The 13,970-nt window shown below is 76.7% G+C and carries 2 protein-coding genes (1 of these 2 only partly in view); both read left to right on the forward strand.

The genetic code is table 11. The annotated features are described in order from the left end of the window. On the forward strand, positions 1-3,343 hold the 3' end of the coding sequence (locus tag OG767_RS16100) for a type I polyketide synthase (RefSeq protein ID WP_405089289.1). The gene continues 26,219 nt to the left of window position 1, outside the view; only the last 3,343 of its 29,562 coding nucleotides appear in the window; its start codon lies beyond the left edge, outside the window; the stop codon is at positions 3,341-3,343. A 298-nt stretch (positions 3,344-3,641) separates the two neighbouring features. Continuing rightward, a complete protein-coding gene (locus OG767_RS16105) occupies positions 3,642-13,967 on the forward strand; it encodes a type I polyketide synthase (protein WP_405089290.1) in 10,326 nt (3,441 codons plus the stop codon). Positions 13,968-13,970: the final 3 nt, after the last annotated feature.

Here is a 13,970-nt window from a genome sequence, read left to right on the forward strand (position 1 = left end):
GACCAGCGCCGGCCTGCGGGACCAGGCCGACCGGCTGGCCCGGCGGCTCGCCGACCCGACCGACCCGCTGGCCGCGGCCCACCCGGGCACGACCGCGTGGGCGCTTGTGGAGGGCCGGGCGCACCTGGCCCACCGGGCCGTCGTGGTCGCCGCCGACCCGGCGACCCGGCTGGCCGCGCTGACCGCGCTCGCCGCCGGCGACACGCATCCGGCGCTCGTCCCGGCCGCGCCCGCACGGACCGGCCGGACCGCGATCCTCTTCTCCGGGCAGGGCGCGCAGCGCGCCGGCACGGGCCGCGAGCTGTACGCGGCGTTCCCGGAGTTCGCCGCCGCGCTGGACGAGGTGTGCGCGCACCTCGACCCGCTGCTGCCGCAGCCACTCAAGCCGGTGCTGTTCGACGACGGCGACCTGCTGGACCAGACCCGGTTCACCCAGGCCGGGCTGTTCGCGGTCGAGGTGGCGCTGTTCCGCCTCGTCGAGTCGTTCGGGATCGTGCCGGACGCCGTCGGTGGACACTCGGTCGGCGAGATCGTCGCCGCCCACGTGGCGGGTGTGCTGTCCCTGACCGACGCGTGCACGCTCGTCGCCGCGCGCGGCCGGCTCATGCAGGCGCTGCCGGCCGGCGGCGGGATGCTGGCGGTCGCCGCCCCCGAGGCCGAGGTGGCCACGTCGGTCGCCGGGCACCCGGAGGTCGGGATCGCGGCGGTCAACGGCCCCTCGTCGGTGGTGGTGTCCGGCCCGACCGACGCGTTGGACGAGATCGAGCGCGCCTGGCGGGACCGGGGTGTCCGCACCCGCCGGCTCACCGTGAGCCACGCGTTCCACAGCCCGCTGATGGCGCCGATGCTGGCCGAGTTCCGGACCGTGCTCGACGGGTTGAGCTTCGCCGCGCCGCTGCTGCCGGTGGTGTCCAACCTGACCGGCGCGCTCGCCGCGGGCGACGACCTGCGGACGCCTGACTACTGGGTACGGCACGTCCGCGAGGCGGTCCGGTACGCCGACGGGATCGCCGCGCTGCGGGACACCGGCGTGGACACGTTCCTGGAACTCGGGCCCGCCGCGGTGCTCACCCCGATGAACGCCGACCTGCTGCCCGACGACACCACCGCGGTCGCCGCGCTGCGCGCCGGCGTACCGGAGGTCACCAGCCTGCTCACCGCGGTCGCCACCGGCTACGCGGCCGGACGGGACCCGCACTGGCCGGCGCTGCTGACGCCGCTGGCCGGCCCCCGCCCCGCCGCCCGGGACCTGCCCGAGCTGCCCACGTACGCGTTCCAGCCGCAGCGGTACTGGCCCACGTTGACCACCCCGGTCGGCGGCGCGGCGGCGGACGACGGCGAGTTCTGGCGGGCGGTCGGCGACGGCGACCTCGACCGGCTCGGCATCGACACCGGGCAGCCGCTGCGTGACGTGCTGCCACAGCTCGACGCGTGGCGACGCCGGCGCCGCCAGGACGGCGTGCTGGCCGGCTGGCGCTACCGGGTCACCTGGCACCGGCGTCCGTTGACCGGTGGCGAGCCGGGCCGCTGGCTGCTTGTCGCGCCGCCCCGCGAGACCGCCGACACGGTCGCCGACGCGCTGCGGGCCGGCGGCGCCGACGTACGGCTGCTCACCGTCGACCCGGCCACCGCGGACCGGGACGGCCTCGCCGACGCCCTGGCCCGGGCCGAGGCTGACCACCGGCCCACCGCGCTGCTGTCGCTGCTCGCGCTCGACGAGGCCCCGCACCCCGGGCAGGACGCCCTGCCGGCCGGGCTCGCGGCCAACCTGCTGCTGCTCCAGGCGCACGTCGCCCGCGACGGCGGCGCACCGCTGTGGCTCGCCACCGCCGGGGCCGCCGCCACCGACGACGAACCCGCCACCCGGCCGTGGCAGGCCACCACCTGGGGCCTCGGCCTGGCCGCCGCGCTGGAACACCCCCGGCACGTCGGCGGGCTCGTCGACCTGCCCGGCACGGTGACCGCCGACGCCGCCGCCGGGCTGCTGGCCGCGCTGACCAACCGGGAGGGGGAGGACCAGATCGCGGTGCGCGGGTCCGGTCCGCTCGTCCGCCGGCTGGTCCGGGCCACCGGCCCGGGCACGGGTACCGGCGGCGGCTGGACGCCGCAGGGCAGCGTCCTGCTCACCGGCGGCGCCGGACCGGTCGCCCGGCACACCACCGCCTGGCTCGACCGGGCCGGCGCGTCGGTGGTGCCGCTGGACGAGACGGCCGGCGGCAAGCTGGCCGACCGGATGGCGCAGCTCGCCGCCGACGGGCGACCGGTGACCGGGCTGGTGCACGTGCCGGCCGACACCGGCACCGCGCCACTTGTCGACCTCACCCTGGCCGACCTCGCCGCCGACCTGACCGCCACCGTCGGTGACCTGCCCCGGTACGCCGACGAGGTGGAACAGCGCGCGCTCGGCGCGCTGGTGGTCTGCTCGTCCACCTCCGGCGTGTGGGGCTCCGGCGGGCGCTACGGGCAGGCGGCCGGCGACGCGCTGCTGCACGTCCTCGCCGCCGGTTGGCAGCACGCCGGGCTGCCGGTGACGTCGGTGGCGTTCGGGCCCTGGGCGGACGGCCTCACCGACACCGACCTGGCCCACCTGGGCCGCAGCGGCCTGCCCGGCATGGACCCGGAGCTGGCCGTCGCCGCGCTCCGTCAGGCGGTCGTCGACGGCGACCGACTCGTCGTCGCCGACGTGCGGTGGGACCGGTTCGTGCCGGCCGTCGCGGCGGTCCGGGACCGGCCGCTCTTCGCCGACCTGCCCGAGGCCGCCGAGGCGCTGCACGGCCTGCACGCCGAGCAGCCCGCGGACGAGGCCGCCGCGGCGGCGCTGCGGGACCGGCTGCGTCCGCTCGGTGACGCGGAGCGGGACGCGATCCTGGTCGACCTCGTCGCCGGCCAGGCCGCGGCGGTGCTCGGTCTCCCGGACGCCGCCGACCTCGGCCCCGGCCGAGCGTTCCGCGAGGTCGGATTCGACTCGATGACCGCGGTCGAGCTGCGTAACCGGCTGCGCGCCGCGACCGGGGCCACGCTGCCGGGCAGTGTGGTCTTCGACTACCCGACCCCGCTGGCGCTCGCCCGGCACCTGCGGACGCTGCTGGCGCCCGACGGCGCCGCCACCACCGGCCTGCTCGCCGAACTGGAGAAGGTGGACGACCTGTTCACCGCCGGCACGCCGGACCCGCTGACCCGGCAGAAGCTGCTGGTGCAGATGCAGGCGTTCATCGCCCGCTGGGGCGACGAGCGCGCGGGCATGCCGGAGGCGCCGGTGACCGACACGCTCGACGCGGCCAGCGACGCCGAACTGTTCGATTTCATCCACCGCGAGCTGGGCGGGCCGGGCGGCGAATTCTGAACGAATTCGCGCGCCATTGTGGGCGCCCCGGCCCCGCCGGTCGCGAGGGCTTGGCGGACGCCGCCGCGACCGGTCCGGCCGGGTCGGTCGCGGCGGCGTACCGGCCCAGCCTGCGCACCTCGCGGCGGCGTCCCTGCTAGGGGCGGCCCTAGGGGCGGGCTAGGGGTTGTGACGCGTCTGGCCAGGCAATTACCTTCCTCACCGTAAGTGAGACCTGGTGGGCGCTGGTCAACGCAATTCGTGATCGCGCCGAACGGTATTGGGTCGCCTGTTGTTCCGGCCCGAAAAGGTGGCGCTGATGGCGACTGAGGACACCCTCCGGGAATATCTGAAATGGATGACCGCCGACCTGCACCAGACCCGGCGGAAGCTCGGCGAGCTGGAGGCCGCGAACCGCGAGCCCATCGCCGTCGTCGGCATCGGCTGCCGGTTCCCCGGCGGGGTTCGCTCCCCGGAGGACCTGTGGCGGCTGGTCGACAGCGGCACCGACGCGGTCTCGGCGTTCCCCACCGACCGTGGCTGGGACCTGGAGCGGCTCATCCACCCGGACCCCGACCACCCCGGCACCTCCTACGTCGGTGAGGGCGGCTTCCTGGACTCGGCCACCGAGTTCGACGCCGGCTTCTTCGGGATCTCACCCCGCGAGGCGCTGGGCATGGACCCGCAGCAGCGGCTGCTGCTGGAGACGTCGTGGGAGGCGTTCGAGCACGCCGGCATCGACCCGGCGACGCTGCGCGGCCACCAGGTCGGCGTGTTCGCCAGCACCACCGGTCAGGACTACGCGGCGTTGCTCCAGACACCCCCGCCCGGCGTCGAGGGATACGTGCTCACCGGCACCGCCGCCAGCGTCGTCTCCGGCCGCATCTCGTACGTGCTGGGCATCGAGGGACCGGCCGTCTCCGTCGACACCGCGTGTTCGTCGTCGCTTGTCGCGATGCACCTCGCCGGGCAGGCGCTGCGGCAGGGCGAGTGCACGCTCGCGCTCGCCGGCGGCGCCACCGTCATGTCCACCCCGGCCGCGTTCGTCGGGTTCAGCCGCCAGCGCGGGCTGGCCGCCGACGGCCGGGTCAAGGCGTTCGCCGCCGCCGCCGACGGGACCGCCTGGGGCGAGGGCGTCGGCGTGCTGCTGCTGGAGCGGCTCTCCGACGCCCGCCGCAACGGCCATCCCGTCCTCGCCGTGATCCGGGGCAGCGCGGTCAACCAGGACGGCGCGTCCAACGGGCTCACCGCCCCCAACGGCCCGTCCCAGCAGCGGGTGGTGCTCCAGGCGCTGGCCAGCGCCCGGCTCGCCCCGGAGCAGGTCGACGCCGTGGAGGCGCACGGCACCGGCACCAACCTCGGTGACCCGATCGAGGCCACCGCGCTGCTCGCCACGTACGGGCAGGGCCGGCCGGCCGACCGGCCGCTGCGGCTCGGGTCGGTGAAGTCGAACATCGGCCACACCCAGGCCGCCGCCGGCGTCGCCGGTGTGATCAAAATGGTCATGGCGTTGCAGCACGACCGGCTGCCGGCCACGCTGCACGTGGACGCGCCCACCCCGCACGTCGACTGGTCCGCCGGCGCGGTGTCCCTGCTGAGCGAGCCGCTGCCCTGGCCGCCGGGGGAGCAGCCCCGCCGGGCCGGTGTCTCCTCGTTCGGGATGAGCGGCACCAACGCCCACGTGATCGTCGAGGAGGCCCCACCGCCGCCGGAGCCGGCCACCGCCACCCCGGCGACCCCGGACGCCGGCGCCGCCACGTCGAGCGCTGCCGCCACGTCGAGCGCTGCCGCCACGTCGGGCGCCGCCGCCTCGACGGACGACGCGCCGATCGCCGGTCCGGCGCCGGTGGAGGCCGCCGGCCTCGTGCCGGTGCTGCTCTCCGCGCGCGACGCCGCCGGGCTGGCCGCCCAGGCCGCCCGCTGGGCCGACTGGCTCGACGCCGAGGCCACCGAGGCCGCCACCGCCACCGCCACCGCCGAGGCGACCGGCGACGGACAGACCGCGCCTCTGGTCGACATCGGCTGGTCGTCGGTCACCACCCGGGGCGCGCTCGACCACCGGGCCGTGGTCCTCGCGCCGGACCGCGACGCGCTGCGCGACGCGCTGGGTGCCCTGGCCGCCGGTGACACTACGTCCGGCCTGGTCACCGGCGCCGGCCCACGCGGCGGGCAGGTGGCGTTCCTGTTCAGCGGGCAGGGCGCGCAGCGCGCCGGGATGGGCCGGGAACTGGCCGCCGCGTTCCCCGCCTACGCCGACGCGCTCGCCGAGGTCTGCCGCGAACTCGACAGGCACCTGCCCCGCCCGCTCCGGCCGATCCTCGCCGCCGAGCCCGGCACCGCCGACGCCGCGCTGCTCGACCGGACCGAGTACACCCAGGCCGCGCTGTTCGCCGTCGAGGTGGCGCTGTGCCGGCTGCTGGACTCGTGGGGCGTACGGCCGGACCTGCTCGCCGGCCACTCCATCGGCGAGGTGGTCGCCGCGCACGTGGCCGGCGTGTTCAGCCTCGCCGACGCCGCCACGCTGGTCGCCGCGCGCGGCCGGCTCATGCAGGAGCTGCCGGCCGGCGGCGCGATGCTCTCCGTGGCCGCCGCGCCCGCCGACGTCGAGGCGCTCCTCACCGACGTCGACGGGCCGATCGGCGTCGCCGCCGTCAACGGACCGGCCGCCGTCGTGGTCTCCGGCGCCGCCGACGCGATCGCCGACGTCGAGCGCCGCGCCGCCACCCAGGGCGTACGCACCAAGCGCCTCACCGTCAGCCACGCGTTCCACAGCCCGCTGATGGAGCCGATGCTCGCCGCGTTCGCCGCCGTGGTCGAACGGCTGGAGCGGCACGCGCCGACGCTGCCGATCGTGTCCAACCTGACCGGCGAGCCGGTCGACCCGGACGAGATCCGCACCCCCGCGTACTGGGTGCGGCACGTCCGGGAGACGGTCCGCTTCGCCGACGGCGTGACCCGGCTGCGCGCGCTCGGCGCCGGCACGTTCCTGGAGGTCGGGCCGAGCGGCGTGCTGACCGCGCTGACCCGGGAGCTGACCGGCCCGGACGCCACCGCCGTGGCGCTGCTGCGCCGCGACCGCCCGGAACCGGAGGCACTGCTCACCGCGCTCGCCGAACTGCACGTCGCCGGCGTCCCGGTCGGCTGGCGGGAGCTGTTCGCCGGCACCGACCCGCACCGGGTCCGGCTGCCCGGGTACGCGTTCCACCGCCAGCGGTTCTGGCCCGAGCCGCCGGCCGCCGCGCCCGCCGTCGAGGAAAGCGGCGCGGACGCCGAGTTCTGGGCCGCCGTGGAACGCGCCGACGTCGACGCGCTGCGCGACCAGCTCGGCGCCGCCGCCGGCGGTGACCCGGTGGAGACGCTGCGACCCGCGCTGCCGGTGCTCTCCGCCTGGCGTCGCGGCCGGCACGACCGGTCCGTGGTGGACGGCTGGTCGTACCAGGTGCGGTGGCAACCGGTAGCGGTCGCCGAGGGTGACCGGCCGACGGGCCGCTGGCTGGTGCTGCTGCCCGCGGACGCCGCTCCCGGCTGGGCCGACGACCTGCCCGCGCTCGTCGACGACGCGACAGTGCTGCGCCTCGGCGCCGACGACCTGGACCGCCCGGCGCTCGCCGACCGGCTGCGCGCCGCGCTCGGTGACGCGCCGGTGGCCGGCGTGCTGCACCTGGTCGCCGGCCAGGACCGGCTGCTGCCCGAGCACCCCGGCGTCAGCGTCGCCGCCGCCACCACGCTGGTGCTGCTCCAGGCACTGACCGACCTCGACCTTCCCGCGCCCGTCTGGTGCCTGACCAGCGGCGCGGTCAAGGCCGGACCCGCCGACCGGCTCACCGACCCGGTGCAGAACCTGGTCTGGGGCCTCGGCCGGGCCGCCGCCGTGGAACAGCCGCACCGGTGGGGCGGCCTGATCGACCTGCCCGCCACGCCAGACGACGCGGTCCGCCGCCGCCTCGCCGCCGTGCTCGCCGGCGGCAGCGGCGAGGACCAGGTCGCGGTCCGCGCCGGCGGCGTCTGGGGCCGGCGGCTCGTCCCCGCCCCCGCGCCCGAGCAGCCGACCGGCGACCGCTGGACCGACGCGACCGTCCTGGTCACCGGCGGCACCGGCGCGCTCGGCGGACACGTCACCCGCTGGCTGCTGGAGCGCGGCGCCCGGCGGGTCGTGCTGGCCGGCCGGCGCGGCGCCGACACCCCCGGCCTGGCCCCGCTGCTCGCCGAGCACGGCGCCGACGGCCGGGTCACCGCCGCCGCCTGCGACATGATCGACCGTACGGCGGTCGCCGCGCTGCTCGACTCGCTGCCCGACCTGACCGCGGTGGTGCACGCCGCCGGCACCGACCAGCTCACCCCGCTGACCGGCACCACGCTCGACGAGTTCGCGCACGTCGTCGCCGGCAAGGTGCTCGGCGCGCTGCACCTCGACGAGTGCCTCGCCGACCGGCCGCTGGCCGCGTTCCTGCTCTTCTCCTCCGTCTCCGGCACCTGGGGCAGCGCCGGCCAGTGCGCGTACGGCGCGGGCAACTCGCTGCTCGACGCGCTCGCCGTGCACCGCCGCGACCGGGGGCTCACCGCCACCGCCGTCGCGTGGACCGCGTGGGGCGGCGCCGACGGCATGGCCGCGAAGAACACCGCCACCGAGCAGTTGCACCGGATGGGCCTGCCCACCATCGACCCGGCGCGGGCCCTGGTGGCGCTGGACCGGGCGCTGGACCGGCCCACCGCCGGCGTCACGGTCGCCGACGTCGACTGGAGCCGCTTCCACCCGGCGTTCACGCTCACCCGGCCCAGCCCGCTGCTGTCCGAACTGCCGCAGGTCCGCGCGTTGACCGAGGCCGAGGCGGCCCGGGACGCCGCCGCGCCGGCCGGCGTCACCGAGGCGCTGCGCCACCTGGCCGGCCGGCCCGAGGCCGAGCAGGAGCGGGAGCTGCTGCGGCTGGTCGACGAGCAGACCGCCCGCGTCCTCGGCCACGCCACCGCCGACGACCTGCGCGGCCGACCGTTCAAGGACCTCGGCTTCGACTCGCTGACCGCGGTGGACCTGCGGACCCGGCTGAACGAGGCCACCGGCCTGCGGCTGCCGTCCACCCTGGTCTTCGACCACCCCACCCCGGCCGAGCTGGCCCGGCACCTGCGGGTCACCGCGTTCGGCGCGGACGCCACCGCGCCGGCCGCGCCGACCGTCACCGCCGGCGCGGACGAGCCGATCGCGGTGGTCGGCATGGCCTGCCGTTACCCGGGCGGCGTGGACGGCCCGGAGGAACTGTGGCGCCTTGTCGCCGACGGCGTCGACGCGATCGGCGGATTCCCCACCGACCGGGGCTGGGCGGTGCCGGCGCCGGACAGCGGCTACACGCCGGCCGGCGGGTTCCTGCCCGAGGCGACCGGCTTCGACCCGGCGTTCTTCGGCATCTCGCCGCGCGAGGCGCTCGCCATGGATCCGCAGCAGCGGCTCACCCTGGAGGCCGCCTGGGAGGTGCTGGAACGGGCCGGCGTGGACCCGACCGGCCTGGCCGGCAGCCGTACCGGGGTGTTCGTCGGCGCGTCCACCTCCGGCTACGGCACCGGGCTGACCGAGGTGCCGGAGGGCACCGAGGGCTACCTGATGACCGGCGGGGCGCACAGCGTCATCTCCGGGCGGGTCGCGTACACGCTCGGCCTCGAAGGGCCGGCGGTCACCGTGGACACCGCCTGCTCGTCGTCGCTTGTCGCGCTGCACCTGGCCGGGGAGTCACTGCGCCGGGGCGAGTGCGACCTGGCACTCGCCGGCGGCGTCGCCGTGATGGCCACCCCGGACACGTTCGCCGAGTTCTCCCGCCAGGGCGGGCTGGCCGGCGACGGGCGGTGCAAGTCGTTCGCCGCCGCCGCCGACGGCACCGGCTGGGCCGAGGGCGTCGGCATGCTGCTTGTGGAACGGCTCTCCGACGCCCGCCGGCACGGCCACCGGGTGCTCGCGCTGGTCCGCGGTTCGGCCGTCAACTCCGACGGCGCGTCGAACGGGCTGACCGCGCCGAACGGTCCGTCGCAGCAGCGGGTGATCCGGGCGGCGTTGGCGGACGCGGGTCTGTCCACGTCGGACGTGGACGTGGTGGAGGCGCACGGCACCGGCACCACGCTGGGTGACCCGATCGAGGCGCAGGCGCTGCTGGCCACGTACGGGCAGGACCGCGAGACGCCGCTGCTGCTCGGCTCGATCAAGTCCAACATGGGCCACGCGCAGGCCGCCGCCGGCGTCGCCGGCGTGATCAAGATGATCCTCGCGATGCGCCACGCGACCGTGCCGGCCACGCTGCACGTGGACGAGCCGTCGCCGCACATCGACTGGTCGGCCGGCGCGGTGGAGTTGGTGACCGAGGCGCGGGAGTGGCCGGCGGTGGACCGGCCGCGTCGGGCGGCGGTGTCGTCGTTCGGCATCTCCGGCACCAACGCCCACGTGGTCATCGAGGCGCCCGACGCCCACGTGGTCACCGGGCAACCCGACGCGCCCGCGTCGGGGCTGGTCCGGACCGACGCGGTGCTCTGGCCGCTGTCCGCCCGCTCGACCGCCGCACTGACCAGCCAGGCGGAACGCCTCGCCCGGCACGTCCGCGCACACCCGGACCAGCCGCCCGCGGCGGTGGCCTGGTCCCTCGCGACCACCCGCGCCGCGCTCGACCAGCGCGCCGCGATCGTGGGCACCGACCGCGACGACCTGCTGGCCGGCCTGGACGCCCTCGCCTCCGGTACGCCGGCGGCGAATGTCGTGACCGGCACCAGCGTCGAGCGCGGTCCGGGTCCGGTGTTCGTGTTTCCGGGTCAGGGTGGTCAGTCGGTGCGGATGGCGGCCGGTCTGGTGGGTCGGTGTGCGCCGTTCGACGTGCGTCTTGCGGAGTGTCAGCGGGCGTTCGCGCCGTTCCTGGACGTGGATCTCGTGTCGGTGTTGACCGGTGACGATGATGCCTGGTTGGACCGGGTGGAGATCCTGCAGCCGGTGTTGTTCGCGGTCGGTGTGTGTCTGGCGGAGGTGTGGCGGGCTGCCGGGGTGGAGCCGTCGCTGGTTATCGGTCATTCGCAGGGTGAGATGGCCGCGGCGTGTGTGGCCGGGGTGCTGTCGTTGGACGACGCGGCGAGGGCGGTGATCCTGCGGGCGCGGTCCCTGGCCACTCTCGCGGGTTCCGGCGGGATGTTGGCGGTGGATCTGCCCGCCGATGAGGTGCGGGCGCGTGTCGAGGGTGTGCCCGGCACGGTGGTGGCAGTGCTCAACGGTCCGGGGCATGTGGTGGTGTCCGGTCCGCCGGAGACGCTTGCGGAGTTGCGTCAGCGGTGGGAGGTCGAGGGGGTGCGGGCGAAGCCGGTGCCGTTCAACTACGCCTCGCACAACCCGACCGTGGAGCGGATCCGTGAGCGGATGCTCACCGATCTGGCGGGGTTGTCGCCGCGGGCGGGTCAGGTCCGGATGGTGTCGACGGTGACGGGGGACTGGGCTGACCCGGAGGGTATGGATGGTGGGTACTGGTTCACGAATCTGCGGCAGCCGGTGCGGTTCGAGCAGGCGGTGCGGACCGCCATCGCGGCTGGGCATCGCACGTTCGTGGAGGTGTCGGCGCATCCGGTGCTCACGATGCCGGTGACCGCGATCCTCGACGACGCCGACACGGCGGGGCACACGTTGTCCACGTTGCGCCGCGGTGACGACGATCCGACCCGGCTGCTGACCAGCCTCGCGGTCGCGCACACCCTCGGCCTGCCCGTCGACCTGACCCGCGTCCTCGCCCCCGCGACCACCGTCGACCTGCCCACCTACCCGTTCGCGCGGGACCGGTACTGGCTGGCGCGCGGCGGCTCCGGCCCGGTCGGGCTGCCCGCTGCCGGCCTCGACGCGGTCGACCACCCGCTGCTGCACGCCGTGGCCGACCTGCCCGGCGACGAGGGCCTGCTGTTCACCGGCCGGCTCACCCTGGCCACCCACCCCTGGCTGGCCGACCACGCCGTGCTCGGCACCGTCCTGCTCCCCGGCACCGCAGTGGTCGAGCTGGCGTCCTGGAGCGGACGCGCCGTCGACACCGCCCACGTCACCGAACTGGTCCTGGAAGCGCCGCTCGTCGTCCCGCCCACCGGCGGCGTCGACCTGCGGGTCCGCGTCGGCGCCGTCGACGGCGACGGCTGCCGGCCGGTCACCATCCACTCCCACCTCGACGACGGCGACGCCCCGGGCGCCGGCCGCACCTGGCAGCGGCACGCCACCGGCCTGCTCGCCCCCACCCGCCCGGTCACCGTGGCCGCCGGCGGGGCGTGGCCGCCCGCCGACGCCGAACCGATCCCGCTGGACGCGCTCTACCCGCACCTCACCACGCAGGGCTACGGCTACGGCCCGACGTTCCAGGCGCTGCGCGCCGCCTGGCGCAGCGGCGACGACCTCCTCGCCGAGGTGGCGCTCGACACCGACGCCCCCGCCGACCCGTTCACGCTGCACCCGGCGCTGCTCGACGCCGCGCTGCACACCATCGGCGCCGACGCGCTGCACCGCGCCACCACGACCGCGCCGGCCGGACACGCCGCGACCACGCCGACCGCGGCGCCCGGGCTGCCGTTCTCCTGGACCGGGCTCGCGATCCAGCCCACCCGGGCCCGGGAACTGCGGGTCCGGCTCACCCCCACCGACGGCGCGGTCGCCGCCACCGTCACCGACACCGGCGGCGTGCCGGTCGCCTCCCTCGACGCGCTCGTGCTGCGCCCGATCAGCGCCGACCAACTCGACACCGCCCGCCGGACCGCCGCCCGGTCGCTGCACCGACTCGACTGGATCAGCCCCGAACCGGGCGACCGCCGGCCGTCCCGCCTCACCGTGCTCGGCGACGCCGACGAGTGGCCCGGCGTCGAGGCGTACCCGGACCTGGACGGGCTGGTCGCGGCCGTGACCAGCGGCGCGGCCCGGCCCGACGCGGTCGTCGCCACCGTCACCGGGCAGCGCGCCGACGAACCCGACCCGGCCCGTGCCGCGCACCTGCTCACCCACGAGACGCTGGCGCTGGCGCAGGACTGGCTCACCCGCGAACCGCTCGCCGACATCCCGCTGGTCGTGGTCACCCGCAACGCGGTCCGCGCCGAGTCCGGCGACCGCCCCACCGACCTGCCGGCCGCCGCCGCGTGGGGCCTGATCCGCTCCGCGCAGTCCGAGAACCCGGGCCGGTTCGTGCTGCTCGACCTCGACGACGACCCCCGTTCCCCGGTGGCGCTGCCGGCCGCGCTCGGCACCGGCGAACCGCAGCTCGCGCTGCGCGCCGGCCAGGTCCGGGTGCCCCGGCTGGTCCGGCTCGGCCCGCCGCCGGAGCGGCGCGAACCGGAGCTGTCCGCCGGCACCGTGCTGGTCACCGGCGCCACCGGCGCGCTGGGCCGCCTCGTCGCCCGGCACCTGGTCACCCGGCACGGCGTGCCGCGCCTGCTGCTGGCCAGCCGCAGCGGCCCGGACGCGCCCGGCGCGGCCGACCTGGTCGCCGAGCTGACCGCGCTCGGCGCCGCCGCGCAGGTCGTCGCCGTCGACGTCAGCGACCGGGACGCGCTCGCCGTGCTGCTCGACGAGATCCCCGCCGACCGGCCGCTGGTCGGCGTGGTGCACGCCGCCGGCGTCCTCGACGACGGCGTGCTGCCCGCGCTCACGCCGGCCCGGTTCGACACCGTCCTCACGCCCAAGGTGGACGCCGCCTGGCACCTGCACGAGCTGACCGAGAAGCTGGACCTCGCCGCGTTCGTGCTGTTCTCCTCCTCCGCCGGCCTGTTCGGCGGGCCCGGCCAGGCCAACCACGCCGCCGCGAACGCCTTCCTCGACGGGCTCGCCCACCACCGCCGGGCGCGCGGCCTCGCCGTCACGTCCATGGCCTGGGGGCCGTGGGCCAACCCGGCCGAGCCCGGCGGCCCGCAGGGCCACGTCGACGAGCAGCGGATGAGCCGGGCCGGCTTCCGGCCGCTCGGCCCGGACGAGGGTATGGCGCTGTTCAGCGAGGGACTGCGCCACGACGAACCGGCGATCGCACCGGTCAGCCTGGACCACGCGGTGCTCGGCCGGCTCGGCCCGGCGCTGCCCCGGCTGCTGCACGGCCTGGTCCGTACCACCGCCGGCGCCGGACCGGCCGCGGCCCCGGCCGGCGACGCGGCGGCGGCGCTGCGCGACACGCTCGCCGCCACCGCCGAGGCGGACCGCGACCGGGTGCTCTCCGACCTGGTCCGCACGCACGCGGCGGCGGTGCTCGGCTACGCCTCGATCCGCGACGTGGACGAGGAGAAGGGCTTCGTCGAGCTGGGCTTCGACTCGCTGACCGCGGTCGAGTTCCGCAACCGGCTCAGCGCCGCCACCGGGCTGCGCCTGCCGTCCACGCTGATCTACGACCGGCCCACCACCGCCGCGATGGTCACGCACCTGCGCGGCGCGCTGCTCGCCGAGCGGAGCACCTCCGCGCTGACCGTGCTCGGCGAGCTGAACAAGCTGGAGACCGCGATGCGCGCCATCGCCGACGACGACACCGACCGCGCCGCCGTCGCCGTCCGGCTGCGCGAACTGCTGTCGCTCTGGACGTACGCCGACGGCGGCGCCGACGACCCCGCCGCGGGTGACGGCAACCTCAGCTCCGCCAGCGCCGAGGAACTGTTCCACCTCCTCGACGACGAACTCGGAACCGCCTGAGAT

The organism is Micromonospora sp. NBC_01392 (genome assembly GCF_045040125.1).
Lineage (GTDB): Bacteria > Actinomycetota > Actinomycetes > Mycobacteriales > Micromonosporaceae > Micromonospora.

Excerpts from the sequence above, each read along its gene's own strand:
- OG767_RS16105 (WP_405089290.1), top strand. The coding sequence starts at position 3,642 with ATGGCGACTGAGGACACCCTCCGGGAATATCTGAAATGGATGACCGCC.